Consider the following 25,695-nt stretch of genomic DNA (forward strand, 5'->3'; position numbering starts at 1 on the left):
CTTTTTTTGATAAACTCCTATAGAATACCTTCTGCATAAATCTGATTCGCCATGAAAACAGATAAGTGCACAGAGTCTAAGCATCGTCATTGTTTTTCTTGCTCATAGAGGTAATCAGTGGCACTATCTAACGTGGTAATTTGTATTTTTATAAGGGCGTGTCATCAATTAGTATTTTCGGCTGCAAATCGCACTAATTTGCTCAAATTTTAGTTTGAATTCGTTAAATAGGCTGGCTATTCGCCTTATTCAAACTAAAATTTGAGCTAGATTATCGTAACGAAAAACTAATTGATAACATGCCTAAGTAAATTTGCTGAAAAGTGTAGAAAAATTTTTAGGAGTTATCTGTGTCTGCAAATGTTTGGCAGAAATGTTTAGAGCATTTACAAGAAGAGTATCCTGCTCAGCAGTTCAACACATGGTTACGACCTTTACAAGCTGAGGCAGAAGAAAGTACTCTAGTGTTGCTTGCTCCTAATCGCTTTGTGGTGGACTGGGTTAAAAAACACTTTTATTCGCGTATTAAAGAGTTGGTTGGTCAACTTAGCGCAGATGATATAAAATTGGTCAGTATCGAGATTGGTAGCAAGGCGGTAAAACCTGTCGTTGTTGATGACTCATTAGCCAAACATGTTTCTGTTGCGAAATCTTCTCCCAAAAAAACAACCGATCATTATAAAAATAGTTATCTTAATAAAAAATTTTTGTTTGACAGTTTTGTTGAAGGAAATTCAAACCAACTGGCCAAGGCGGCTGCATTACAAGTAGCAGAGAGGCCGGGTGATGCTTACAATCCTTTGTTTATATATGGTGGTGTGGGTTTAGGCAAAACTCATTTGATGCATGCTATAGGTAACAGTATTTTAAAAAATAATCCTGAAGCTAAGGTTTTATATTTACATTCAGAACGGTTTGTAGCGGATATGGTTAAAGCGCTGCAAACGAATGCCATTAATGAATTTAAGCGGTTTTATCGATCTTTAAATGCGTTACTTATCGATGATATTCAATTTTTTGCTGGCAAGGATCGCTCTCAGGAAGAATTTTTTCATACGTTCAATGCATTACTTGAAGGGCAACAGCAAATTATTTTAACGAGTGATCGCTATCCCAAGGAAATTGAAGGTGTAGAAGAGCGATTAAAATCTCGTTTTGGATGGGGGTTAACGGTTGCAGTTGAACCCCCTGAACTTGAAACCCGCGTAGCTATCTTAATCAGTAAGGCTGAGCTTGCAAATATTGAACTGCCTTATGAGGTCGCTTTTTTCATCGCGAAGCGCATACGATCAAATGTTCGTGAACTTGAAGGTGCTTTGCGGCGTGTTATTGCCAATGCGCATTTTACAGGTAAACCGATTACCATTGAGTTTGTCAATGATGCTTTACGTGATCTGTTGGCCTTGCAGGATAAATTGGTCACCATTGAAAACATTCAAAAAACCGTTGCTGAGTACTATAAAGTTAAAGTGGCGGATTTATTATCTAAACGGCGCAGTCGTTCCATTGCCAGGCCAAGGCAAATGGCTATGGCTTTGGCAAAAGAGCTGACCAATCATAGTCTTCCTGAAATAGGCGATCATTTTGGTGGCCGCGATCATACGACCGTTATTCATGCCTGTCGTAAAGTCAAGGAGCTGGTGCAAGAGGCGGGTGATTTTGCTGAAGATTATAAAAATCTGATGCGTACTTTATCCTCTTGATTCGAGGTGTTTATGTTTGAGTTTAACATCAGTAAACAGCAATTACTTACCCCGTTGCTAACGGTGGCCGGTGCTGTTGATAAAAAGCAAACGCTCGCAATTTTGTCCAATATTTTACTTAAGCAGACCACCGAGCAACAACTTTTATTAACCGCAACTGATTTAGAGATTGAAATTACTGCCATTATCCCTTGTCAATCTTCACAAGGTTCTGGAGCTATTACGGTTCCAGCAAAAAAAATGGTTGATATTGTTCGTTCACTGGAAGAGGATGCTCACCCAGTTGTTTCTTGTGATAATAAATCTTTTACTATAAAAGAGGGGCGCAGTTTATTTAAATTAGTTACACTTCCTGCAGAAAATTACCCTACTAGTGAAGAAGAACGTAGTGAATTAGAGTTTTCTCTGTCAAGAATAGATCTTATTCATGTGTTACAATCGACCCATTTTTCTATGTCACAGCAGGATGTGCGCGTTTTTTTAAATGGATTATTGCTGGAGTTTGATAATCAATTAATTACAGCTGTTGCAACCGATGGTCATCGAATGGCTATTTGTCGTCTTCCATGCCCGATGGTTAATCAACATCATCGTCTTTTAATTCCTCGCAAAGGCGTGCAAGAAATATTGCGTCTGCTGAACAATATTTCAGATGAACAAGTATCACTTTCAGCCGGAAAAAATCATTTTCGTTTAATTTCAAGTCAATATTCTTTTGTTTCCAAGTTAATTGAAGCACGTTTTCCACCCTATGTTAAGGCGATTCCTAGAGATCAAGATAAACAAGTGGTTGTTGAGCGAGATTTATTGCGGCGTGCTCTTTCTCGTATCGTTATTTTAGCGCATGAAAAATCAAGAGCTGTTTTATTGCATATGCAAGAAGCTCAATTGACGTTAATTGCTAACAATCAAGAGCAGGAAGAGGCCATTGAAACTTTGGAAGCACAAACACAGGGCGAGGAATTGAAAATAGGGATTAATGCTAGCTACTTGCTAGACGTTTTGAATTATATGAGAGAAGGGTTATTGCGTTTATCGATGACTAATCCGGACAGTAGTATTCTTGTTGAATCTATGCAAGATGATAATTATCAATACATCATCATGCCCATGAAAATCTAATAAAATGTTTGTTGCGAAATCACTTTCATCCGTTTCGTAACATGCATATAACCAAGAAAGAATCATAACGCCGAAATTCAATGGAAAGAATATTCGCGTCTCTGTTAATATAATAGTGAAGTATCTTTCTGTTAGAAATTACTCCTATGAACCTCACTGAGCTGCATATACATCATCTGCGTAATATAAGATCTGCTCGTCTTTCGCTTCATTCGCGAATGAATGTCTTCTATGGTGAAAATGGCAGTGGAAAAACCTCAGTGTTGGAAGCTGTTTATTTGTTGGGAACAGGTCATTCTTTTCGTACTCGTGAAATTATCCCTTTAATACAACAAGGAGAAAATAGACTGACGTTGTTTACAAAAACGGCTACTGAGGATTTAATTAGCATGCAAAAATCGTTGACGGGTTCAACGATAGTCAAGCTTAATCAACAATCTTGTCGTAACAGCAGTGAGCTTGCTCGCTTTTTGCCTTGCCAGATTTTTTATCAAGATATTTTTCATATTATTGATGCAGGACCTTCGATACGCCGAAGTATATTAGACTGGGGGTTGTTTCACGTGAAACAGTCTTATCACCTGGTGTGGAAAGAATATCGGCGAGTACTTAAACAGCGTAATGCTTTGTTGAAACAAAAAGTCAGTCATCAACAATTTATTCCCTGGGATAAATTGTTGGTGGATTTGTCTTATAAACTTGATGCAATGCGTCTAGATTATTTTACTCAATGGACAGAAGCTTTTCAGTATTTTCTTTCCTGCTTAACCGATATACCTTGTGAGCTGCGTTATGATAAAGGATGGGATAAAAGAAATCATGGTAAAAAATTAGAAGACATTTTGACAGAACAGTTTGCAAGTGATTGCCAGCGCCAATACACGCAGTCAGGAGCTCATCAAGCTGATCTTATTTTTGACTCTCTATCTTCAGTTAAGGCTAAATATTTATTGTCTCGCGGTCAACAAAAAATTATTTTAATTGCATTAAAATTAGCGCAAGCTCATTTGTTGCAACAACCATGCATTTATCTGTTTGATGATGTAATTGCTGAATTGGATGATGTTCATTTGCGCCGGTTGATTCATTGCTTAATGCAGATTAAAGGGCAGTTTTTTTTTACGATTACCGATCAAAATCAGTTGCAGTTGCTGGAAACAATAGGCGATATGACAATTTATTCTTTAGATGAGGGTAAGATTCACTGTTTCACGTGAAACAAATGTTAGTGAATGGTTATTTTTATATACGCAAATCAATACTCCTGCTGTTTTATTGTTAATTTCAAACTTTTATTGTATTATAATTAACCATTTATGCTTTGTGTGAATACTATCTTAAGTATTAATAGATTGAGTAATTATGATTCAATGATTCAATAGGAGAGATCGATGCCCAATTTTTTTGGCAGGCCATTTTCGGCAAAACAAAAAAAGCCTAATGATAAAAAAAATTTTTTTCAGAATTATAATGATCATTTGCAGTATTTGCAGGTTGATTTAGCAGAAAAGCTATTGGCTAAACATCCTCGGGGATCACATGATCTTTTAGCAGCTTTAATGGATGAAATATTGAGTTTGAAGCATTTGACAATGTTTGATGGATTGCGCGATGGCTATGATTATTTTGATGAGGTGATGGGTGCAAGTGTTGTTCCTCTTCTAGGTGTTGGGGCCATGGTTGGCTCAGTAGGTCTTGCTATTTGGGAAGGCATACAGGCATTAGCGATTAAAATGAATCTCCAAGAAAATGATTATGGACAACATGGAGATAAGGCATTAACTTGTCTCGTAGTTGCAGGGGCATCACTTGTACTTAGTGCCGCAATTTTCCTTAAATCAGTGATTGGTTTGGTAACAAGGCCAATCGTGACAGCGATTCAAGGCTGGAAACCTCAAGATGAAGAGCGCTTTTACAATGAAGATTCTTGGGAAAGCACTGCAACAAAAGAAATAGCAAGATTATTTACCATCTAAAAAGAATAATTTAGATAGCATAACGTGATATCCAGGTTCTTTATGCTAGAATTCTGATTGTTATTAGGTAACAATCAGAATTCATAGGATACATTTTACATATTTAATTATTATTCTTCAGATATGAAAACATCCATTATATTAATATTGCTGATCTTCAATGTAAATTACTGCTGGGCACTACGGTGCAATGGGCAGCTAGTTTATGAAGGTGATAAGCAAACGATAGTATTGAGTAAATGTGGCGAACCTCAAACTAAAAAAACACTTAGTACTTCCCAGGATTTATACAATGAAGAAGGGGTAAAATTTGGTTCGGCCCCTTTTCTTACTGAAGTGTGGACTTATCATGAGTCTCCTCAAAATTTTGTTTATAAAGTGTATTTTACCAATAAAGTTGTGACTTCAATGACGGCTAATTTACCGTCTCCATAAAAAACAACATATATCATTTATCATTCATCTGCCAGTATTCAACTATAGCAGTCAAAATCGCATAGCTTTTCAGCCTCAGGCATAAAATTGTGATTTTTTCTCGGCAAATCAATTTAAATTCGTTCTCTTTAAAAATCCCAACATGCAAACTAAGGTTGAATAATGGTATAATTTATCTTTTAGCCTTGAGTTTGGGCAAGAGGACAATTCATGAGTGTTGATACCAGCTACGATTCGACCAATATTAAAGTTTTAAAGGGATTGGATGCCGTAAGAAAGCGCCCAGGCATGTATATTGGTGACACTGATGATGGTACAGGTCTTCATCACATGGTTTTTGAAGTGGTGGATAATGCCATTGATGAAGCACTTGCTGGTTATTGCAAAGAAATATACGTCATTATTCATGCGGATGAGGCGATTACGGTCAAAGATGATGGTCGCGGTATCCCAGTTGATATTCATAAAGAGGAAGGCCGTTCAGCGGCGGAAGTCATTATGACGGTTTTGCATGCCGGCGGTAAGTTTGATGATAATTCCTATAAGGTTTCTGGTGGGCTGCATGGAGTTGGTGTTTCCGTCGTCAATGCACTTTCTGACGAGTTGCATTTACTGGTCCGTCGTGGTGGTAAAGTCCATGAGCAGCATTATCGTAATGGCGTTCCTGATGCACCGCTAAGCATCACCGGTGAAGCGGATAGCACTGGCACACAAATCTGGTTTAGGCCAAGCCCCAATACATTCACCAATATCGAATTTCATTATGATATTTTAGCTAAGCGTCTGCGTGAATTGTCGTTTCTTAATTCCGGTGTTTGCATTCATTTGACTGATGAACGGACAAACAAGCAGGATACTTTTCGCTACGAAGGGGGCATTAAAGCATTTGTTGAGCACTTAAATCGCAACAAAAATCCTATCATTCCTATCGTTTTCTCAATGAGTGGTGAAAAAGAGCAAGTCGCTGTGGAACTTGCTATGCAATGGAATGATTCCTACCAGGAAAATATTTTCTGTTTTACCAATAATATTCCTCAACGAGATGGAGGAACTCATTTAGCAGGATTTCGTAGCGCCTTGACTCGTACTTTAAATCATTACATAGAAAATGAAGGATTTGCCAAAAAAGCAAAAGTCACTACCATCGGTGATGATGCTCGTGAAGGCTTAACTGCCGTTTTGTCTGTCAAAGTACCCGATCCTAAATTTTCCTCACAAACAAAGGATAAGTTGGTTTCTTCGGAAGTAAAAGCAGTTGTTGAATCTTTGGTTGCAGAAAAACTTAATGATTTCTTATTAGAAAATCCTGCAGTTGCCAAAGCCATTGTTGGTAAAATGATCGATGCAGCAAGGGCCAGAGAAGCGGCCAGGCGGGCGCGAGATATGACTCGACGCAAAGGGGCGTTGGATGTTGCCGGTCTTCCGGGTAAACTGGCTGATTGCCAGGAAAAAGATCCAGCACTTTCTGAGCTATATATTGTTGAGGGTGATTCGGCAGGTGGCTCAGCTAAACAGGGGCGTGATCGAAAATTCCAGGCAATTTTACCACTAAAAGGTAAAATTCTTAATGTTGAAAAAGCGCGTTTTGATAAAATGCTGTCTTCGCAAGAGGTAGCAACGTTAATTACTGCCCTAGGATGTGGAATAGGTTCTGATGAATATAATCCCGATAAAATTCGTTATCACCGCATCATCATCATGACTGATGCTGATGTTGATGGTTCTCATATCCGTACGTTGCTGCTAACTTTTTTCTATCGACAAATGCCAGAACTCATTGAGCGAGGCTATATCTACATCGCTCAGCCGCCTCTCTATAAGGTGAAAAGTGGCAAGCAGGAACGTTATGTTAAGGATGATGATGCACTCTATGATTATTTAACGCAAAATGCTCTAGATGGCGCTGAGTTTTACCCATCAAGTGATGCTCCGGCAATCACTGCAGAAGCTTTAGCGAAACTTGTTTACCAAGTTCGGCGGATGGAAAAAATTATTAAACGTTACTCCAGACGCTACCATTCTCAGGTGTTGAAACGCATCTCTTATTTGCCCCTGCTTCAGCAAGACGACTTTAATAGTCGGGAGGCGGTAAATAATTGGGCTAGACAGCTCCATGCAAGTTTGCTGCAACTGGATTCTAAGTCGCAGAAATTTTCTGTGGATGTTATTCATAATCAAGAAAATGATCATTATTTACCGCAAGTGTTGATTAGCCAGCATGGAATGGTGCAGACGTTATTACTCAATATAGATTTGTTCCTGTCAAAGGATTACAAGGAATTGGTTCATATTGGCAATCATTTGCGAACGCTAGTCGATGAAGGTGCTTATATTAAACGTGGCGATAAAGTCAGGTTAGTTGAGCACTTTGAGCAAGCACTTGATTGGCTTATGGAAGAAGCAAAACGTGGTCAAACCATTCAACGATATAAAGGTTTGGGAGAAATGAATCCTGAACAGTTATGGGAAACTACAATGGATCCTGAGGTTCGACGTATGATGCAGGTTACGATTGAAGATGCAGTAGCAGCCGATGAAATTTTCACCACATTAATGGGTGACCAGGTTGAACCAAGGCGGGAGTTTATTGAAACAAACGCTCTTGAAGCCGAAAACATTGATGTATAATCCCTGTAGAAGATAAACCGCATCCTTGCGGTAAAGCATATTCAGCGTGCTGGTCCTTTTTTGACTTCTTGTCAGACAATCCTTGTCGTTCCCTGTGATCTAAGTATAACTTTTTCACAGTCTGTGTCATGCTGATTTCGTCTGATTATTATGTAAGAAATATCTCAATACAGTGAGTGTGCTTCGATCAATAAGGGCTGACCACAACCCATTTTTGATGCTGGCTATCGTTGCCACAACAGCAACCTGCCCTAATTGCCGCAGCCATGTTAAAGTGGTATTCAACCGCCCTCCTTTAAATCCTATTATAAAAGCGGTCAACAGCACAGAAATAATGATGATTTTGTTATCTTTTATGTGCTGTTGAAGATAGCGTGTCTGTTGGTGAGCCTTAATCTGATGCTGTTGGAATTTCTGTTCTAGTTCGGTTACAGTCAGAATGATTTGCTTGCGCGTGCTCATGATCGTCACTGTCCTTATTTGGAGATAGAATTTTCCTTGTCTTTGTAAAACTCATGTTTTTTATATTAAATTGCAGGTACTTAAGTAAAACACCAAGTAGAATAAAATTTAGGAATAAGATGGATGATATTGCAATCATTGCACTGTCATATAGTACGTTAATACCGTAGCCTATCATAAACATTGCCGTCAACCAGATAGCTATTAAAACAACAAACAACATACAGAGATTTAGCAACAATGGAAAAATACTGAGGCCGGCAAGCCTTGCCTCCAACTTGATGATTGCAATGGTCGTTTTAATCATTTCTAGCTTGTTGGAAACAAGACTAAGTAATTCATCTACAGCACGCATTATTTTCTTAAGATAGAAGAGAGTAAAAAACCAACACCTGCAGCAACTAATATAGATGCCAAGGGGTTTTTTCTAACTTTCTCCAGCATTTGATCAGAATGTTCTTTAACGTTTTTTTGAGCATCCTCAACTCTATGTAATCCTTCCTCATAAAGTTCATGCGCAAGTTTTTTACTCTCCTTGAGCAGCTCACTGGCGGCTTCTCCTACATGCGATTTGTTGGAGTTTGATTCAGGATGCTTTTTGTTTACATTATCCATTGCCTTAATATCCTTTTAGTTATGAATGGTAATCATAAGCATAGTAGAGCTTACTTGGTTATGTAAACCTTAAATATTTAAAAAGATAAAAACCAAGCAGGAATGCGAAAAAATTAGGAACTAATAAAATGGCGAAGGCTTGTTCTATCGTTTGATGATCTAAGATATAGCCCAAAAGAATTGCCAGTCCACTAAATAACAAACGGGTTGTAAGCGAATCAATACTTAATACGCTCGCTCTTGCAAAGGAGGATAAACGCTGATTCATTAAATAATAAATAAAAGGCATTTTAATGCCAAAGGTTAAGGCCGCGAATAAAATAAAGATGAATTGCCATTTGGCTGAGGATAAGCTCAATACAAGCAACATAAGTAGTAGAAAAACAGGTAATAAGAGGTAGATTTTTTCTTTATAAAACTGAATAATCTTTGCCGTGTAGCTGGAGGTGAAACCGGTTAATAAATTATAAAATAACCAGATCATTCCGATGCTTATAAAAGATAATCCATATTCGTTAATAAATACCTGCAGTAACCAGAATGAAGCAAGCGATATGATGCTTAAGCATGAAGAGTAAAGAATGATTGCTTGAATTGGCCTATTTTTTCTGTTGAATAAAAAATAATGAATACGCATGCCTTGCCTTTTAACATCACACTTTAATCTTTTTTTAAACAAATCTGGTCGAACTCGTGAAATAGGTTCCTTAAGTAAAAAACTTAGAATGATAAGTGGAATTGCTGTAAGAGCGGCCAAGATCGCCAGTAAAACAATATTAAGCGTGGCAATAAAGCCGCCAGTAATGCCTGAAATACTTTCACCAAATCGAGCATAGGCATGAACTTGAGATTCTTGATGCAAATATTGCTCGAGTTGATTTGATTCTTTGGCTGACTCATAGAGTAATGCTGAATCACTCCCTGAAAAAAAAGCGTAGCCGGCGGCTAGTATTCCTTCTGCAACAGAAAAACCGGAAAATGTTTGCCAGAAAACAAAACAAGAACCACCAACCAAATAACAAAAACTGCCACAAATGAGACTCAATCTTCTTCCCATTATGTCGGCAAATATGCCTCCGGGCAGTTCCAATAAAATTAAGGTGAGCGAAAAAATCGCTTGAGTTAAAAAAATTTGCTGATAGTCTAAGCCTATGTGGCGACCATATAAGACATAAAATGGCAGCAGAACATTATAGAAACGAAGAGCCGACATGTATTTTAATAGAGTGAAATTTTGTTGCATCATTTTTGGTGATGGTGCCACTTATTCAGACCCAATTCCATGCCACTTAAATTGCCTTTGCAAAAACCAGGACTGTACCATCCGCCTCTAGTGGTGCGGGCATTTTTATCCAATATAAAATAGACTAAATTTTCCGCGTTATGCGTCTTGCCTTTTAGAGTAAAGCTGACCGCCTGTTTTCCTAAAAATAACCATTGATTTTTATTTAAAAAGGTTGTTTGCAATCGTTGATAGTCAAGAATTTTAAGATGACGGTTCGGTTCATAAACCGGTTTGTCATCCTTAATCGTATAGTAAACCGGCTCGGAATAAAGCGCTTGACATTCAGCCATGCTGATATGTTTATTGATTGATTCAATATTATAAAAATGACTCACAAATTTATTTTCATTGGCGCGCACAACATCATGGAACATGAATAGGGTTAATGATGAAAGGAAAAGCATAAGATAATGTTTCATAAACGCTCCTTGTCAATCAATGTTTCTAAAGTTTGTGATTTTTAAAATAAAGATATTGGATGTAAACCTAATTTTTTACGGGTTATTAAGGTAGTGATAAATGGTTTAACAATCAACACAAATCCCGTCGCTAATGCTGTTCCTAAAATGTCAAAAAAATAAGTAGCGGGGATAACCAATATAAACATCATTCCCAGTTCTACAATACTCCATTTTAAAACCACGCGTTCATAGCCAGCAAATACTAATAAAACGGGAGCAATGCGGCCAATGCATGAAAGTCCGCTGGCAATGACTAAAATAATCAATTCGAGTTCAACCTGAGTATAATCAGGTCCAAAATGCAAAAGAATGGGCTTGGCAAAAAACACAATCAGAACGATTAAGGCAATGATTAAGGTGAAAACAACTAGGTTTGTTTTATTGAGTTTGTATTGTAACTCTCTTCGGCCTTGTTCACTGCCAAGTAATTCAGAAAATTTAGGTTTTAATCCTTGATAAGCGCTGGCTGGTACCAACCATAACATTGAAACGACCGTAAGAATGGCAGCGTAGTAACCAACGTTGGTTTCATTCTTTGAAAATACCTCCACGGCGAGCAGATCAAGCGCACAAGTAATTGAAAAAATAATGTTATTAGCAATTAGACGAGAGGAAGTTTTTAACCAATCCATTTGAGACAAGGACGTGTTAATCAGTTTTTTTACCCCTAATTGTAATAGTTGTAAAATCTCTTCGTTCATGGATAGAGTTGATATGGTTGATATCAGGACAAACGAGAAAAACAAGACAGCGATGATGCTTGTGTTGTTTAATTCCGGATCAATAAACAAAACAACTAAAACAAATAAAATCAACTCAATCAAATATTTGAGTGGATTAGTATAAAACGATGAAAGCAATACGCGATTACTGCTGAGTAAGAAACTACCTGAGAGCGTAGTGATGGCGGCAAAAGGGACTAACCATAATGTATAAACGGCTAAATGATATTGATTGATGCCTTTAACATTTAAGTGATGAAGCAGCGACATCAAGCCAAATGCAGCAACCGCAAGCATAAAGGTAACTAAAAAAGTAAGGCTGAGTAATTTTATATTCCAAGCGAGGTAGTTTGTTGCGGTTGCTTTATTATCTAAATGTAAATATTTTGCAAAAAAACGATTTGCGCCGACATTGGTACCAAACAAAGACAAGGTCACTAAAATGTTCAATAGTTTTATGGCGACACTGTAATCACCATAAATGGTTGCTGTCAGATGGCGAGCTAGAAAAACGTTTAAAGAAAATTTGATCACATACCCCACGATAGCTAATGCAAATAACAAATATGCGATCTTAATTTCGTTTTTTATCATTTAAATTGTTCCTTCTCAATGAACCATCAAGCTTATTCGTATCAGGCATTACGAGTCAAACCCACAGGAGATGGGGGAACAGGGCCAGAAATAAGACCAATAATATTAGTTACCATCATTAAGGTCTGTTTGGAATTAGCATCTCTATTATCTATATAATACCATCGATTCAAGTAGGGAATTGCAACGGCTGCATGCACGGGTTGTTTTTCACAGTAATGGATTTTCATCATTCCGCGTAGAACTTTCTGCCAATCAAATGGTTTACCATTTGGAAAACGGGTGATGGTAGCAATGTGATTTTCCGCATCTTCCTGTGGAACAGCCATTCCTTTAGATAGATAATTTAAAATACCTAAAACAGAGCGGGTAATGAGGGGGGTGGCATAAGGTGCCTCGTAGTTGGTAAAAATAATTTTGTTTTTGTATAGTTTGATTCCTGCTTTATTTAAAATTCGTTTTTCTTTTGTTTTTAATTTTGCTTTTTGATTTAAGTGCAATGTTAATTTTTCATGGTGGTTTTCAATCTGATAAGAAATGATAAATGCATCGTCAAGTTGTAAACGTCTCAGTACGTAGACCATGTCAATAAAATCTTGATAGCGAGGTACATGGCTGGAGGTAGGCCGCGCCGCACTAGAGGCATTAGCGGCATCGCCAGCCTGTTGGAGCGTCACGCGGAATACACGTGCGATACTCCAAGACGATTCAAGTAATAGCGAAATTTGCCTTAAATTAAGCGCCGATAAAAAACGAGTATGGAACATTTGATCATCTAACGGCGTGTAGCTAATGATGGGATTATCACTATAGATAAGTCCCGTTGAACCTTCTAACTTATTTTCAGTGGAGGTTGGTTGTGTAAATAATTTTGAATAAGCTTCAAGTCTCCCTTCTCTTTGTATTTTTGTACTGCCAGAAATATTACCCACACTGAGTACTACTGGTGAATGATCGTATCGTAAACGCACAATGTTAAGTAACAGCTCCTGATTTTTACTGTCGCCTAATGCCAGATTGTATGAATAACGATCATTATGAAGAACTTTAGGACCAATGGAATGGCATCCGGTGAGAAACATTAGAAAGACAATGAAAATCCCTTTATAAACCTGCATAAACACCTTACGAATCACTTATCTTATTGAATGTTAATGGTATGATATTCCATATGGCAACTTATTTTTTTATCCCTGTGTGCCGGTCACACAGGGATTTCGAATGATTAAATTCCAGGTTGGAAAGTATGATCCGTATCCAAGGGTTGCTCCGAAATAATACGGCTGCCGAACATGGTCTGCGGTGTTGTTGTCGGCGATGATGGCCTTAAGATAGCTTCATTAATCGCTTGAGCTAATAGACTGCGTTCGCCAAATGCCAGGTTGATATTGCGTGCCAACGTACTTTTATTTGCAACGGGTGTTGTTTCCGCCAAGCGAGCAGCAAGCCTGTCTGCCTGGGTTTCTATTAACGCAGAACATAAGCTTGAGAATTTGATGTATAAATCAACATTAAACTCAGGTGCCAAAAATTGGCGATGAGGATAACGATTTCGTAAATCAAGAATACTCTCAAGTCGTTGGCGTACTTCTAATGCTTGTGAGATGGTTGCATGAAACGTTTCTTCATCTTTTTCTGGATGCCGCAATGCTTCGACGGCGTAGTTAAAGTCTCTTAGCGATTCTGCGGCAACAGACAGCACCATGTTCGTTGCAACGTCAATTTTTTCTTCAGGTGGCAAGGCATCTAAAATTCGTACGTTTTGTGCCAATTTTTCTGATGTTAATGGTTCTGTCAGTAGCGTCTCTAGTTCTTCTCTCATATCAATGTCCTTATTGAATAATGGCTTATAATCATAACCGAATCATTTTGTACTGTCATGGTCCGAATTAAAGTTTTATTTTATTTGGTCGATGAATCAAATAAATGTTGTTGCCTTAATAATAACAATTATAAGGAGCGGGCAATGTCTTCAAATCATTTATTACAGGATTCTTTTCTCAAGGAATTATCCAAAGAAAAAATGCCGGTATCTATTTTTCTGGTGAACGGCATTAAATTACATGGCGTTATTGCGTGTTTTGATGAGCAGGTCATCATGTTAAAAAACTCAATAACGCAGATGGTGTATAAACATGCAATTTCGACCGTTGTTCCTGCTCGGCCAGTGACGCTGCCTACTAGTGAATAAAGGAAATTTATGGCAGACTGGCGGTCATTTTTTAACGAATGGAAAGTCTATTTTGTTCGAACGTCCACAAAGTGGGGAGCGGGCTATTTTAGTGCAACTGGCTCTTCCGGATATCGATATAGATACCGCAGTGGCAGAATTTGAGGAGTTGGCTGCTTCTGCCCAAGCCGAAGTGGTGGGCCATGTGCGCGGGGCTCGTGCAACGCCTGAACCTAAATATTATATCGGACAAGGGAAAGCAGAAGAGGTTCGACAGCAGATTCTGGCCCATGATGCAGAATTAGTTTTAATTAATCACGAGCTGTCTCCTTCGCAAGAACGAAACCTGGAGCGCTTGTTACAATGTCGAGTGGTTGATAGAACCGGATTGATTCTTGATATTTTCGCGCAAAGAGCACGAACTTTTGAGGGTAAACTGCAAGTTGAGCTGGCCCAATTACAACATTTGTCTACCCGGTTGGTACGCGGTTGGACTCATCTTGAACGGCAAAAAGGGGGGATTGGTCTTCGTGGTCCGGGTGAAACTCAGTTAGAAACCGACAGACGTTTGTTACGGGAGCGTATTAAGACGATTCATAAGCGTTTAGAAAAAGTACGTCGCAGCCGCGATCAGGGGCGGCAAGCGAGGCGTCGGGCTGCTATGCCTACCGTGTCGTTGGTTGGTTATACCAATGCTGGTAAATCTACTTTATTTAATGCGCTCACGGGCGCAGACATTTATTCAGCCAATCAATTGTTTGCGACACTAGATCCAACCATGCGCAAACTGGATTTACCGGGTGCAGCATCCATTGTTCTCGCTGATACGGTAGGCTTTATCCGTGATTTACCTCACCAATTAGTGGATGCTTTTCGTGCGACCCTGGAAGAAGTAAAAGAAGCTGATTTACTCATCCATGTGATCGATGTTTCCGACGCCGGCTGGCGGGAGCATGTGATAGCGGTCGAACAGGTTTTAAAAGAAATCGGTGCGGAAAAAATTAAAAAAATTCAAGTATTTAATAAAATTGATCAGCAAAAGGAATGGCTGCCTAAGTTGGATTGTAGCGAAGAAAGCTGTAAGGTATGGCTGTCTGCAACGACGGGCGCCGGACTTGATTTACTACGAGAGGCTATTGCACAACAGTTGCATGGGACAATTCTTGAAGAAGAAATAGAGCTTACTGCAAATCAGGCGCGATTGCGCGCGCAATTATATGAGCTTGATGCGGTCGTGCATGAAGAGTCGATTGCAGAAGGTGGATGGCGGTTGCTGATTCGTATAACCCCTGCAGAAAAACAGCGGCTGCTCCGAGAAAGCCAGCATAATCACCTACCCTGATGCCATTACTTTGCTTAAACTTCGAACGGTTTGGCTACCATATAATTTCTTGCTTAATTCTCCTTGCGGATTAAAGACAAACGTGACTGGGACGCCGTTGATATCGCCGAGGTTTAATAGACTTGAAGGATCTCTTTTCAAATTTGGATAACGAATATCAAATTGCTTGACCAGCATTTTTTGTTGCTGTATTGGTAGTGCGTCGTAATTTACTCCAAATATCACCACATTCCCTGTTTTATTTTTTTCATAAAAACGATTGAGTTCTGGGATTTCATCCACACACGGTTGGCACCAGCTGGCCCAGTAATTAATAAATACCCACTTGCCATTAAGAGAGGAAAATGGAATGTTTTGCCCATGAATATCCTGTAATACAACATCCGCTTTTGCGCTGCCTGCAAATAACAAACTAGAGAGCGCTGCAAAAAATAATTTCCGAAGAAGCATGGAGCTGTCTCGTTAGCCAATGAAAGAGTTTTATTCTAGCATGATTGTCTTAAATTAAGTCAATCTATATGGGTTTTCTTGTCGTTTAATTAATACACAATGCCTTTTTAAAAAATTGTCCGGTACCAAAGAAACTCTGACATGTGAGTAGATCCACCGAGGTGACTCGGTGGATCTACTCACATGTTTTGTTGTTACAAAAAAATACTTAATATTTTCTTAATGTTCATTTGTTATGATCACTGTACTCTTAAAATGCATTTTTAAAGAATAAGCATGCCTAAAGATACAGAATCTACACCAGTAAACCCAAGTTCAACGACGACAACGAGTCGTCCAGTTGCGCGTTATTTTCCATTCCCTTCTATGGAGACATTATCTGCTTTTGGTTGGCAGGCGGCTAATTTTACGACTACTGTCGCAGCGACTAGTACAGCCATTGCTTTAGTACAAAACCCTTTAAACGGCATTATGGCTAATTTGATGCGACATGGAACGGTATTGGCTCCTCTTGGACCGGGCGCAGGAAGACTTGCTGCTATAAGAGGTTTATACGCAGCATTAGGCTCAAGCATGGTTGGTTCAAGTTTGCGTACAACCTATGTTACCGGTGCTAAAAAAGCCACTGCTGAAGTCGGTGCTGAAGAAGTTAAACCGGAAGTTGGTTCTGGTAGCGTGGTCCAAAGAGTTGGACTTGTCGGCGCAATTTCCTTTGGCGACCTCGCTGTAACGAAGGTGCCCGCGACAAGAGAGTTTTTGCACAAACTTCATGTCATTCCCCCTGATTTTAGAATGACTTTCTACAATTTTAGGCAAATGGCGGCCACTGGATTTTTTGCGCGGTATTCTGGCGGGCTGGTTAGTTTTAGCGCGCTGTGTTTGGTCGAAGGGGTCTATGCACGCTACATGCCTTTCGGGAATGAGGCGACTCGCCATTTTGCGGCGGGAGCTGCCAGTGGTATGACTGCTGCGGTATTGAGTTATCCTTTTGCCTATTATGCAGATTCTCTATTATACCGTGCTAGTGCTGGTCCAGATGGTAGGTTACGTATACCAGGACTTCTTGATATAGGCAAAGAAGTAACGACTTATATTAGGGAGATTGGATTTATCGAAGCAAGCAAGAAAGCCGGCAGAGACTTCTTAAAGCAAGCTCCAGTAAGAATGGCTCGTACCAGTTTGACGTTTGCGATTGTTGCTGGTGTTTCTGCCGCATTAGGTTCTGAACCACTGGCTCGGGTTGGTTTTTTTGCCCCACCAAGACCAACCCGTCCGGCTGAAATCGTAGAGCTTGAACAACAGCCAACTACTAGAAGACCGCCAGATGCTTGATTAGCTCTCACCTTACGCAGTATCATTACGTGAGGTGAGAAAATTTTCCTCCTATGTTCTGGTCATAAATTAAGCTTTTTACTTGCTAGATAAAAGTACCCTCTGTTAAACTCAACCAATGCTGAGATTTTAAAAGAGGGATGCATGATGTTTGGTTTTTTTAGTGGTGTTGCAAGGACTGCTGCTATGGATACTGTTCGGACTCTCGCAGCTACAACAGTCGGTATGGCTACTTATAAGCTTTCTTCCTGTGTTCATCGGGTGATGGCCTCTGATGAGGGCATTCAGGAAATGAGTGAGAGTGAAGCACTTAACCCCAAGACTGATTCATTTAAATTTTATTCTGGACCAAGCAAAATGAAGGATGCGGGAAAAGAAGAGACTATTCCTGCAATTACTCGAAGTTTTGATTTATAGATTGAGTCTACAATGGCTATTACCTGCATTATTCTTGCCATATTAATCCTCACCCTATCTTGTGTTCTTGCCATGTTTCATCTGGTCAGGCGGCAGCCTGCCGTTGAATTATCTTTGTTTGGATATGTTAAGCTTGTCTTTAGTGGCATTGTGGCTTTTGTCGCAGATACTCTAGGGATTGGCAGCTTTGCAGTAAACGTTGCTTTGGCAAAGCTTTTAGGCACGTTTCGTGATGATGAGATGCCGGCAGTTAATAATGGCGCGCAGGTTATTCCAGGAACAATAGAATCTCTTTTTTTTATGCAGCTATTCGATGTGGACTTGACGACCTTGCTTACCTTGGTCATTGGTGCTTGTGTCGGTGGTTTAATTGGTGGAACGGTGGTTAGCCGCTTAAGCAAGCAAGCGATTCGGCTCGCTATGATATGCTGCTTTATGCTGATAATCGGCTTGTTGCTGTGTCATCAGTTACAATTGTTGCCTGTTGGCGGAGATGTGGTTGAATTGCATTCGGGAAAATTAATTCTTGGTTTTTTTGCCATGATTGTTTGTGGTGCTTTGACGTCCGTTGGCATTGGACTCTTTGTCATGGTGCAAGGGGTTTTATTTTTAATGAATGTCTCGCCAGTGGTTGCTTTTCCTATTATGACGACGGCCGGTGCTTTGCAACAACCCTTAACCACCATGGTTTTTCTTAAACATGATAAAATTCCTTTGAAAAAGACTTTGATTTTAAGTTTATCCGGTTGTATCGGTGTGTTTATTACGCTTCCTGTTTTTACCCATTTAACGGTGAGTTGGCTGCATTCCTTATTATTGTTTATTTTGCTATACAACTTGTTTGCGGTTGGCCGCACCTATCTACGCTCTCGTCCCGCCGGCAACCATTATCAACAATACAAACTGGGAAATGGGGTGAACATTCAGGCCCCATAATTTTATGATTGTTTTACTTTGGGAAAGGAGTCCTATATGCCCAAAACTATTGTATCTCGTTATGTAAGTATTCTGCTTGTTACAACCTCTGTGTGGGCGGGTATGGAATCCTCCGGGCCGCAAGCCAATCTTTATGTTGGTGCAACCAACAGTCAAGTAAATCCTGGTAAGCTCTATCTGATTGAAGAAGTTGACTCATTACATCCTGCGGGGGATCGGCATACCGATTTTACCTGGGGATTGGGACTTGGCTATCGCTTTGTATTGCCGCCTTCGACTCAATCGATATTGCATGATATTTCGGCAGGCCTTGATTTATTCTATTTTAAAACCACACAAAATGGTTCTGTGTGGCAGTATCAACATCCTGACTTTAATAATTATCGATATCAATTGCCTATTAAAAGCTTACGCTTTATGGTCAATAGCGAATGGACGGCACACCCCTTGGGCGCACGATTATTCCCCTTTGCGGTTGCTGGCTTTGGCTATGCTCGCAACACCGCTTCTTATCAAGACTATCCTCTGGCGGATGTAGGTGGCACTGGTGTTCATCTTGATAGCCGGGTGCACTATCAATTTGCTTATAATTTGGGTGCTGGATTGAAATTGCTGCTGACACAAAACATGGATATATCCTTCCGTTATTTGTACACAAAACTGGGTGATGCGGTGACTGCTTCAAGCGGGAATGTATCCGTTGAGGCGCCATTGAAAGTGCCTCTTTCAACGCAAGCTTGGCTGTTTGGCTTAAGTTACTTGTTTTAGCGCCTTAGACTGATAGGAATCATTAAGCATGAAAAAATACATCCTTTATATTATTTTTACTTTAATTGGCTTGAGTGTCGTTTTTCCTGTTACGGCAGCTTCAACTTTTTCCGTTGAAACGCCCGCTGTGATTCAAAATATGGTGCCTAATAGCTCACAAAATCTTGTCTATACCATTAAAACAACCGTACCTGCGCCCAACGCCGTTAATGTGCACTGCGAATTCACCAGTAATCATCCAGAACTCACCGCATCCTTTAATAATAATGGCTGTGTGTCATCTGGGGGGGGTTGGGGTTCAAGCCGGTCAACCTGTCACCATTCAGCTTACGCTGACAACAACGGCAAAAGCCAAGGGAACAGTGACTGGGACGGTCACGTTTACCCAAACCAATGGCCGTGGCAAGACCACACCGCCCCAGGCCTTTAAAATTCCAATTACACTTCCTAAGTCCACTCAGAGGGTGATTACCTTTAAAAACTATTGTCCTTTCAACGTCTGGTTCGGTGCCTCTTCAGCCTCAGCGCCTGCTAAAAATAAAAATGCTATTGCATGCACCAGTGATGCACAGTGTGCCGCCTATACGTTTTCATCGTGCGTTAAGGGCTTTTGTGGAGGAGGGGCTTGTAGAGCAGATGCAGATTGCGTGAATACCCATGCCGGGACGTGTGCTGTTCCTGCCGGCGGTTCAAGTGCCGCTTGTACATATTGTGATAATGACAATGACTGCATCACCGGTGCCCAATGTAATACGACGAATCATCTTTGCTTTTGGACAATTCCGGCACCTAAAAATGCAGCTCAAAAACATTATCGTCTAAATCCTTATAAAAAAGATGGCAAGCCTGCCAGTAATCGTCTTGTTTTGCCAGATCATTCCAGCGTCAATGGGTATACTTTATTATGGAGCGGCGGATTTGGTGGCCGCACAGGCTGTAAGTTCGCCCAAAACAAATTGACCTGCAAAACTGCCAACTGTAATACCAATGGCATTGGTAATGGCCACGGTGGATGCCAGCTGGGAGAGTCTTTTGAGGCGCCCTCCACGCTGGCGGAAGCAACCTTTGTCGGCCGTACCCCCGATACTTACGATATTACCATTATCAATGGCATAACCATTCCTGTTGCTATGTATCCCAGTGGTAACAGTAAAGGCACACCGCAAACGTATAATAATCCTTATCTTTGTGCTAAGGCGGGTAGTCCTACGAAGATAGCGACAAACGCGGGAACGGTTGGAGGGTGTGGCTGGAGTTTTTCGCCTTCTTCGGTGGCGTTTCGTTGGGTGGATACCGACAATAACACGCAATGTGCGCAGGATACGGATTGCCAGGCGATTAATTCTAAATTTCGCTGCGGGCTTACTCTAACCAGTATTGAGAATAATAGCGCACAAACCACTTGTGGTACGCCACTTGGGTATTGGAACCAAAATGAAGTATGTGCGAAAAACGAACAATACAGTCAGGCAAATATTGTCGATTGTACAGAGGCTAACATTGGAGGGGCCGGTAACAGCATCATCAATCTTTTAAGATGCACGGGTGGTGCGGCTGTCAGTTGTTATAACGTCTCCACTGCCAATGATACCTGTTGCGGTTGCACCAATTGGCAAAAGCAAGGGGTTATTGTTCCAACGCAAGCCTCCATTGTAGAACAATGCCAATACCCAAATTCAAATTGGGGAGCCGGCTCATCCAAGCAGGCAAATCTTTCCGGCTCTGTGTTACCTGGGTTGGTTTGGTTGAAGCAAGGATGCCCTTCCGCGTATGTTTATCCTTACGATGACAAGGCTTCGACGTTTACTTGCCCGTCAAACAACGGTCAAAGTGCGGTGAATTACACAATAGAATTTTGCCCAGGAGGAAAGACTGCCGGCCTGGCTGACGAGGAGGCTCTTAGTTAAGCGGGCATTCACAAGGTATAATTTTACCTTCTTTGCGTGACCGGCCCATAGGTAACGAAAGAGACCGGTCACATAGGTAACAGTTTATATTATATTTTATGGACTGTGCGAGATTTTTCATTAAAGATTCCGATGGGTAAAAAAGAGTTATTGTCAAATCTGGTGTATGGCACATTAGGCGGCCATTCTGTCAGACTGCTCACTAGCTTGAACCCCATCTTTAAATTCAACATTGTTAACCACAAGTGTTAACAGTCGAAATCCCCTAATTTTAATCCATCGCTTCTCAGCAGATTGCATGAGCTTGTAAACCATAGCCAATGTTGTTTCTCTTGAGCCGCAGTTCTTGCTTTTCTTGGTTCTAAGTCGCACTGTAGCAAATGCGGACTCAATTGGGTTGGTTGTTCGAATATGAAGCCAGTGTTCGGCGGGGAAGTCATAAAATGCCAACAGCTCTTCTTTATCTTTTTTCAAACAGTCCATAGCTCTGGTATACTTTGCCCCGAATCTCTCAAGGGCGTTATCAAAAGCTTTATAAGCATCATCGCGCGTCTCAGCCATCCAGATATCTTGTAGTGCCGCTTTAACTTTTGGCTGCACAGATTTCGGCAGTTTATTCATTACATTTGCTGTCTTATGTACCCAACAGCGTTGGTGGCAACAGTCTGGATAAACTTTGCTAATAGCCTTCCAAAAACCCATTGCTCCATCACCGACGGCTAGCTTTGGCGAATGAGTTAGGCCTCTTTGCTTTAAGTTGATGAGAAGCTCCTCCCAGCTATCAGAGGACTCTCGATAACCGTCCTCAACAGCGACCAGCTCTTTCTTACCATGTTCTGTTACGCCAATGATGACCAAGAGGCATAATCTGTCATCCATACGAACATTGCTGTAAATTCCATCAACCCAGAAATAAACGTAGCATTTTTGGCTTAGGTCTTGATGTTGCCACTGAGCATGTTCGTCAAGCCACTGGGCCTTTAATCTTGAAACCGTATTGGCTGAAAGTCCTTTGGCATTTTTGCCGAGTAACGAACAAAGGGCCTCTGAGTAATCACCCGTTAATATGAATTAATGCGTAAGGTGAGTTAAGAACAGGTGCGCAATGGAGAGAGCTTCCATATTATTATGGCAAATGGCGTTCTGTACATAAACGCTATGAGTCGTGGTGTCGAAAAGGGATTTGGACATTTATTTTAGAAACATTCACAGTGGATTGTGATAAAGAATGGTTTATGATTGATGCAACCATTGTTCGTGCCCATCCTTGTGCAGCTGGATATGAGCGTAATCAGCACGAACGTGAGGCTTTAGGCCGAAGCAAAGGTGGTTTTACAACAAAAATACACGCCATTGTTGATGCTCTGGGGCAGGCCCTTCGTTTCATACTGACATCGGGTAATCGAAACGATATTACCCAAGCCACTCGTCTCATCGAGGGGCTTGAGAACACACAAATCATCGCGGATAAAGCTTATGATGCGGATAGTTTGATTGACCAAATAGAATTGCAACACTGCATACCAGTTATACCACCTCGAACTCATAGAAAAAATCCACGAAAATTCGATAAACATATATATAAGGAGCGGCATTTGATTGAGTCAGGACTTACGCAAAACCCTGTAAATTGAGAAATAGATCCAGTATCAAAGAGCTGATGGATCACAGAATAGTTAGCTGAGGTGTAGTAATCTCCCGTAAATTTCTATGCCTTGTTATAATAATGCCTCGCCCAAAAACAAAAAAAGTGACACGTTTGGATTATTGCCAGTATTTGTTCAGCAGCCAGATTAATTACACACTAACAAACTTTGCTGAGCATGTGGAGTCCTTGTCTCATGATATGATAAATCGCTATTTAAGGGATGAGAAGCTAACCCCCAGGTTAGTCTGGGAGCATACAAAGGGCGACATTAAACAAAGTAAAAATGGGTTTATTGTTTTTGACGATAGTATTTTAGACAAGAACCATTCTCGACAGATTGAATCTGTTCGTTGGCAATATAGTGGAAATGCACATGGGATTGTTCGTGGCATTGGCCTGGTAAATTGTATTTATATTAATCCTGAAACAAAAGAATTTTGGCTTATTGATTATCGAATTTTTGATCCTGAGCGAGATGGTAAAAGCAAAGTGGACCATGTGCAGGACATGCTTAAAAATGCTTTATATTCCAAGCAGCTAAGCTTTACAACAGTGTTGGTTGATACATGGTATGCTAGTAATAAGTTTATGTTGTTTGTCCATAATGTAGGTAAATATTTTTATTGTCCTATTAAGCGAAATCGCTTAGTAAAGCCAGCAGGTACTGAGGAGCACTATAAAGCAGCTACTGAATTGAACTGGACCGAAGAGGACTTAATACTTGGTAAAATAATTCGTCTTAAAGGAATGCCTGGAGATTTTTATATGAAACTGTTTCGTGTACCTGTTTCTACCAACAGGACCGATTATGTGGCCACTAACGACCCAGCTCAACACTGCCGTCATGACACTCAAAATGTGTGTGCGATGCGCTGGTATATTGAGCAGTTTCATCGTGAAATTAAACAGCTAACCGGCGTGGAAAAATGCGAGTGTCGAAAGCAACGTATTCAGAGGAATCATGTTGCTTGTGCGTTACTAGTGTGGGTTAAAATGAAACAAATAGCTTACAAAACAAAAGAGACAGTTTATCAGATAAAGAAAACTCTCTTGCGTAATTATTTGATTCAAGAGCTTAAAAGCCCCTCAGTTTATATGGGTTTTGCGTAAGTCCTGTGAGTGCTTCTTCAGCAAAATCAAGCACTTCAGAAGAGTCTTTTCACGATTTGATAAAAAAGCATCCTCATTTGCCGGCTTTTTATCCTATGCCTCTTTTATTCTTTGGATGAGATAAGTGCACAGAACCTAGGTGCGCATGAAAATTTTTACCGTGATTTAAAAAAACAGCGTTAGTCTAGTCTTAATTCATACTTTTTACTCAAAAAGTGGTGGAGCTTCAGTCACTTGAGGGTTTTTAGGAGGGGCTTTTTGATTGGTTTCTTGTAAAAACCTTGCGGCAAGAATGACGATGATTGTCCAAATAAACATATACCAGGCGGGAGCATAATTGTTCCCTGTCATTTCAATTAATAAAATAGCAATTAAAGGAGCGGTGCCGCCAAAGAGCGCTTGGCCAATATTATAACCAATGGATGTACCACTGGCGCGAACCATCGTCGGAAACATTTCTGCAATGATGGTTGGTACGGTTGCGTTAATAGGGGACAATACGATGCCTAGCAATAATTCACTTCCGAGAGCATACCACCAACTCCCACTCATCAGCAGCCAAAAAATTGGAAAGGCAAGCAGAAAAATACCGATGATCCCTGAAAGAAAGACAACTTTTCGTCCCAGATAATCTGACAATAATCCCATGACGGGAATAAGCAGTGTCAGTAAAAACAAACTGATGAAATTAATAAGTAGTGCGTCGTTTAATGAAAAACTGGCTGATTTCACCAAAAATGAAGTGGCGTAAGCAATCAACATGTAATTGCCTACGGCAAGAATACTGGTGCAAATAACGGCTAATAATAATTGCTTTTTATAACGAGTGAAGACAAGCTTTGCTGGTAATTCTTCACTTGGTTGTTCTTGTAAAAAAGTGGATGGCTCGACGCTTTTAAAGCGTAAATAAATGCCTAAAATACCCAGCGCCCCTCCGATGCAATAGGCCAATCGCCAACCCCATTCAGCCAGTTGTTCGTAAGGAATGGCTGCACTGAGTAAAGAAGCGGTGAGGGAGCCTGCAAAAATGCCTAAAAATGCAGTACATAAAACGAGACTTCCTGCGAATCCGCGACCGTAATTGAACATGTGTTCAATAAGAAAGGTGGCAGAACCCGGTAATTCGCCCCCTATGGCAATCCCTTGGACAAGCCGGAATAACGTAAATAAAATGGGAGCAATAATACCGGCGTACTGATAGGTCGGTAAAAATGCAATGAATGTTGTTGTAATGGTCATGATGGTGACAGAGACGATGAGCGCTTTTCGGCGACCGACGTGGTCTGCATAATGACCTAATAACGCCCCACCTATGGGCCTTACGAGAAATCCGATAGCAAACACCGTAAATGTTGCAATCATGGAAAGGAAGGGAGCATCAGTGGGGAAAAAAATTTCTGCAAAGAGAGGAGCGAAGCTTGCATAAAGTAAAAAGTCATACCATTCAAGAGCGTTGCCATATAGCCCGGCGATGATGCTTCTTTTTTCGCTTGATTCCATGAGCTGTATTCCTACTAAGTAGATAGGGTATCATGAATAGTATGAATGAAATAATAGAACGTCAATTTTGTCTAAAAATCCCTCCCAGCCTCCCTTTAAAAAAGGGAGGCGT

24 protein-coding genes and 3 pseudogenes are annotated in these 25,695 nt (G+C 40.4%); 17 read left to right on the forward strand and 10 right to left on the reverse strand.

All coding sequences use genetic code 11. The features are described from left to right. The first annotated feature begins 350 nt into the window (after positions 1 to 350). From dnaA to gyrB, 6 genes are all read left to right on the forward strand, one after another. Positions 351 to 1,703: a chromosomal replication initiator protein DnaA gene (dnaA, locus tag E1O52_RS07450; RefSeq protein WP_133128087.1), complete on the forward strand. Its 1,353-nt coding sequence runs from the start codon at positions 351 to 353 to the stop codon at positions 1,701 to 1,703. 12 nt (positions 1,704 to 1,715) lie between these two features. Beyond that, positions 1,716 to 2,825: a DNA polymerase III subunit beta gene (dnaN, locus tag E1O52_RS07455; RefSeq protein WP_133128088.1), complete on the forward strand. Its 1,110-nt coding sequence runs from the start codon at positions 1,716 to 1,718 to the stop codon at positions 2,823 to 2,825. 146 nt (positions 2,826 to 2,971) lie between these two features. Continuing rightward, entirely contained in the window at positions 2,972 to 4,042 is a 1,071-nt protein-coding gene (recF, locus tag E1O52_RS07460; RefSeq protein WP_133128089.1) for a DNA replication/repair protein RecF, read from the forward strand. Positions 4,043 to 4,216: 174 nt separating this feature from the next. Beyond that, positions 4,217 to 4,801 (forward strand): hypothetical protein, encoded by a 585-nt coding sequence (locus E1O52_RS07465; protein WP_133128090.1) that lies wholly within the window; start codon positions 4,217 to 4,219, stop codon positions 4,799 to 4,801. A gap of 123 nt (positions 4,802 to 4,924) precedes the next feature. Then, on the forward strand, positions 4,925 to 5,236 hold the full coding sequence (locus tag E1O52_RS07470; RefSeq protein WP_133128091.1) for a DUF2845 domain-containing protein: 312 nt from the start codon (positions 4,925 to 4,927) through the stop codon (positions 5,234 to 5,236). A 210-nt stretch (positions 5,237 to 5,446) separates the two neighbouring features. Then, a complete protein-coding gene (gene gyrB, locus E1O52_RS07475) occupies positions 5,447 to 7,864 on the forward strand; it encodes a DNA topoisomerase (ATP-hydrolyzing) subunit B (RefSeq protein ID WP_133128092.1) in 2,418 nt (805 codons plus the stop codon). 126 nt (positions 7,865 to 7,990) lie between these two features. Here gyrB and E1O52_RS07480 read toward each other — a convergent pair whose 3' ends face one another. The 7 genes from E1O52_RS07480 to E1O52_RS07515 all read right to left on the reverse strand — a co-directional run bounded on the left by E1O52_RS07480 (position 7,991) and on the right by E1O52_RS07515 (position 13,825). Then, the gene (locus E1O52_RS07480) at positions 7,991 to 8,326 is read right to left on the reverse strand and encodes a hypothetical protein (protein WP_133128093.1); all 336 of its coding nucleotides are present in this window, start codon (positions 8,324 to 8,326) and stop codon (positions 7,991 to 7,993) included. A 354-nt stretch (positions 8,327 to 8,680) separates the two neighbouring features. Then, positions 8,681 to 8,941, reverse strand: a complete 261-nt coding sequence (locus E1O52_RS07490) for an ElaB/YgaM/YqjD family protein (protein ID WP_133128094.1) — start codon at positions 8,939 to 8,941, stop codon at positions 8,681 to 8,683. Between the two features lie 58 nt (positions 8,942 to 8,999). Continuing rightward, positions 9,000 to 10,205, reverse strand: coding sequence for an MFS transporter (locus E1O52_RS07495; protein ID WP_165474739.1), 1,206 nt, complete (start codon positions 10,203 to 10,205; stop codon positions 9,000 to 9,002). Next, positions 10,184 to 10,645, reverse strand: coding sequence for a hypothetical protein (locus E1O52_RS07500; RefSeq protein WP_133128096.1), 462 nt, complete (start codon positions 10,643 to 10,645; stop codon positions 10,184 to 10,186). Before E1O52_RS07500 ends, E1O52_RS07495 begins: the two co-directional genes overlap by 22 nt. 41 nt (positions 10,646 to 10,686) lie before the next feature. Next, positions 10,687 to 12,003: an MATE family efflux transporter gene (locus E1O52_RS07505; protein ID WP_133128097.1), complete on the reverse strand. Its 1,317-nt coding sequence runs from the start codon at positions 12,001 to 12,003 to the stop codon at positions 10,687 to 10,689. Positions 12,004 to 12,044: 41 nt separating this feature from the next. Beyond that, positions 12,045 to 13,121, reverse strand: a complete 1,077-nt coding sequence (locus tag E1O52_RS07510) for a hypothetical protein (protein WP_133128098.1) — start codon at positions 13,119 to 13,121, stop codon at positions 12,045 to 12,047. Between the two features lie 107 nt (positions 13,122 to 13,228). Then, positions 13,229 to 13,825: a hypothetical protein gene (locus tag E1O52_RS07515; RefSeq protein ID WP_133128099.1), complete on the reverse strand. Its 597-nt coding sequence runs from the start codon at positions 13,823 to 13,825 to the stop codon at positions 13,229 to 13,231. Between the two features lie 144 nt (positions 13,826 to 13,969). Between E1O52_RS07515 and hfq the strand changes: the two genes are divergently transcribed. Continuing rightward, on the forward strand, positions 13,970 to 14,194 hold the full coding sequence (gene hfq / locus E1O52_RS07520) for an RNA chaperone Hfq (protein WP_133128100.1): 225 nt from the start codon (positions 13,970 to 13,972) through the stop codon (positions 14,192 to 14,194). Positions 14,195 to 14,246: 52 nt separating this feature from the next. Further along, complete coding sequence (gene hflX / locus E1O52_RS07525) at positions 14,247 to 15,515, forward strand: ribosome rescue GTPase HflX (RefSeq protein ID WP_133128153.1); 1,269 nt, start codon at positions 14,247 to 14,249, stop codon at positions 15,513 to 15,515. On the opposite strand, the gene E1O52_RS07530 is transcribed toward hflX, so the two are convergent. Continuing rightward, the gene (locus E1O52_RS07530) at positions 15,507 to 15,965 is read right to left on the reverse strand and encodes a TlpA disulfide reductase family protein (protein ID WP_133128101.1); all 459 of its coding nucleotides are present in this window, start codon (positions 15,963 to 15,965) and stop codon (positions 15,507 to 15,509) included. The genes hflX and E1O52_RS07530 overlap by 9 nt on opposite strands. 276 nt (positions 15,966 to 16,241) lie before the next feature. Here E1O52_RS07530 and E1O52_RS07535 point away from each other — a divergent pair, with 276 nt between their 5' ends. The 6 genes from E1O52_RS07535 (at position 16,242) to E1O52_RS07555 (ending at position 21,325) form a co-directional block, all read left to right on the forward strand. After that, complete coding sequence (locus E1O52_RS07535) at positions 16,242 to 17,297, forward strand: hypothetical protein (protein ID WP_133128102.1); 1,056 nt, start codon at positions 16,242 to 16,244, stop codon at positions 17,295 to 17,297. A 144-nt stretch (positions 17,298 to 17,441) separates the two neighbouring features. Next, entirely contained in the window at positions 17,442 to 17,714 is a 273-nt protein-coding gene (locus E1O52_RS07540; protein WP_133128103.1) for a hypothetical protein, read from the forward strand. Between the two features lie 12 nt (positions 17,715 to 17,726). Further along, positions 17,727 to 18,650: a TSUP family transporter gene (locus E1O52_RS07545; protein WP_133128104.1), complete on the forward strand. Its 924-nt coding sequence runs from the start codon at positions 17,727 to 17,729 to the stop codon at positions 18,648 to 18,650. Positions 18,651 to 18,686: 36 nt separating this feature from the next. Next, complete coding sequence (locus E1O52_RS07550) at positions 18,687 to 19,418, forward strand: outer membrane protein (protein ID WP_133128105.1); 732 nt, start codon at positions 18,687 to 18,689, stop codon at positions 19,416 to 19,418. Positions 19,419 to 19,446: 28 nt separating this feature from the next. Next, complete coding sequence (locus tag E1O52_RS13170) at positions 19,447 to 19,848, forward strand: hypothetical protein (protein WP_165474740.1); 402 nt, start codon at positions 19,447 to 19,449, stop codon at positions 19,846 to 19,848. After that, positions 19,781 to 21,325: a thaumatin family protein gene (locus tag E1O52_RS07555; protein WP_165474741.1), complete on the forward strand. Its 1,545-nt coding sequence runs from the start codon at positions 19,781 to 19,783 to the stop codon at positions 21,323 to 21,325. Before E1O52_RS13170 ends, E1O52_RS07555 begins: the two co-directional genes overlap by 68 nt. A 174-nt stretch (positions 21,326 to 21,499) precedes the next feature. Here the strand turns inward: E1O52_RS07555 and E1O52_RS07560 are convergent. Continuing rightward, positions 21,500 to 22,393 (reverse strand): annotated as a pseudogene (locus E1O52_RS07560) (IS256 family transposase); the annotation flags it as partial. 32 nt (positions 22,394 to 22,425) lie between these two features. On the opposite strand from E1O52_RS07560, the pseudogene E1O52_RS07565 reads away from it, so the two are divergent. The 3 genes and pseudogenes from E1O52_RS07565 to E1O52_RS13470 all read left to right on the forward strand — a co-directional run. Continuing rightward, positions 22,426 to 22,959 (forward strand): annotated as a pseudogene (locus E1O52_RS07565) (IS5 family transposase); the annotation flags it as partial. A 92-nt stretch (positions 22,960 to 23,051) separates the two neighbouring features. Beyond that, a complete protein-coding gene (locus E1O52_RS07570) occupies positions 23,052 to 24,083 on the forward strand; it encodes an IS701 family transposase (RefSeq protein ID WP_133128108.1) in 1,032 nt (343 codons plus the stop codon). A gap of 7 nt (positions 24,084 to 24,090) precedes the next feature. Continuing rightward, a pseudogene (locus E1O52_RS13470) lies at positions 24,091 to 24,207 on the forward strand (IS5/IS1182 family transposase); the annotation flags it as partial. A gap of 80 nt (positions 24,208 to 24,287) precedes the next feature. Here E1O52_RS13470 and E1O52_RS07580 read toward each other — a convergent pair. Then, on the reverse strand, positions 24,288 to 25,583 hold the full coding sequence (locus tag E1O52_RS07580; RefSeq protein WP_133128109.1) for an MFS transporter: 1,296 nt from the start codon (positions 25,581 to 25,583) through the stop codon (positions 24,288 to 24,290). Positions 25,584 to 25,695: the final 112 nt, after the last annotated feature.

This window comes from Legionella nagasakiensis, assembly GCF_900639915.1.
Classification (GTDB): domain Bacteria; phylum Pseudomonadota; class Gammaproteobacteria; order Legionellales; family Legionellaceae; genus Legionella_A; species Legionella_A nagasakiensis.

What these genes read in the sequence shown, in the direction of transcription:
- dnaN (WP_133128088.1), top strand. Translation starts at nt 1,716, where the DNA reads ATGTTTGAGTTTAACATCAGTAAACAGCAATTACTTACCCCGTTGCTA.
- recF (WP_133128089.1), top strand. Translation starts at nt 2,972, where the DNA reads ATGAACCTCACTGAGCTGCATATACATCATCTGCGTAATATAAGATCT.
- E1O52_RS07465 (WP_133128090.1), top strand. Translation starts at nt 4,217, where the DNA reads ATGCCCAATTTTTTTGGCAGGCCATTTTCGGCAAAACAAAAAAAGCCT.
- E1O52_RS07470 (WP_133128091.1), top strand. Translation starts at nt 4,925, where the DNA reads ATGAAAACATCCATTATATTAATATTGCTGATCTTCAATGTAAATTAC.
- gyrB (WP_133128092.1), top strand. Translation starts at nt 5,447, where the DNA reads ATGAGTGTTGATACCAGCTACGATTCGACCAATATTAAAGTTTTAAAG.
- E1O52_RS07480 (WP_133128093.1), bottom strand. Translation starts at nt 8,326, where the DNA reads ATGAGCACGCGCAAGCAAATCATTCTGACTGTAACCGAACTAGAACAG.
- E1O52_RS07490 (WP_133128094.1), bottom strand. Translation starts at nt 8,941, where the DNA reads ATGGATAATGTAAACAAAAAGCATCCTGAATCAAACTCCAACAAATCG.
- E1O52_RS07500 (WP_133128096.1), bottom strand. Translation starts at nt 10,645, where the DNA reads ATGAAACATTATCTTATGCTTTTCCTTTCATCATTAACCCTATTCATG.
- E1O52_RS07505 (WP_133128097.1), bottom strand. Translation starts at nt 12,003, where the DNA reads ATGATAAAAAACGAAATTAAGATCGCATATTTGTTATTTGCATTAGCT.
- E1O52_RS07510 (WP_133128098.1), bottom strand. Translation starts at nt 13,121, where the DNA reads ATGCAGGTTTATAAAGGGATTTTCATTGTCTTTCTAATGTTTCTCACC.
- E1O52_RS07515 (WP_133128099.1), bottom strand. Translation starts at nt 13,825, where the DNA reads ATGAGAGAAGAACTAGAGACGCTACTGACAGAACCATTAACATCAGAA.
- hfq (WP_133128100.1), top strand. Translation starts at nt 13,970, where the DNA reads ATGTCTTCAAATCATTTATTACAGGATTCTTTTCTCAAGGAATTATCC.
- E1O52_RS07530 (WP_133128101.1), bottom strand. Translation starts at nt 15,965, where the DNA reads ATGCTTCTTCGGAAATTATTTTTTGCAGCGCTCTCTAGTTTGTTATTT.
- E1O52_RS07535 (WP_133128102.1), top strand. Translation starts at nt 16,242, where the DNA reads ATGCCTAAAGATACAGAATCTACACCAGTAAACCCAAGTTCAACGACG.
- E1O52_RS07540 (WP_133128103.1), top strand. Translation starts at nt 17,442, where the DNA reads ATGATGTTTGGTTTTTTTAGTGGTGTTGCAAGGACTGCTGCTATGGAT.
- E1O52_RS07545 (WP_133128104.1), top strand. Translation starts at nt 17,727, where the DNA reads ATGGCTATTACCTGCATTATTCTTGCCATATTAATCCTCACCCTATCT.
- E1O52_RS07550 (WP_133128105.1), top strand. Translation starts at nt 18,687, where the DNA reads ATGCCCAAAACTATTGTATCTCGTTATGTAAGTATTCTGCTTGTTACA.
- E1O52_RS13170 (WP_165474740.1), top strand. Translation starts at nt 19,447, where the DNA reads ATGAAAAAATACATCCTTTATATTATTTTTACTTTAATTGGCTTGAGT.
- E1O52_RS07570 (WP_133128108.1), top strand. Translation starts at nt 23,052, where the DNA reads ATGCCTCGCCCAAAAACAAAAAAAGTGACACGTTTGGATTATTGCCAG.
- E1O52_RS07580 (WP_133128109.1), bottom strand. Translation starts at nt 25,583, where the DNA reads ATGGAATCAAGCGAAAAAAGAAGCATCATCGCCGGGCTATATGGCAAC.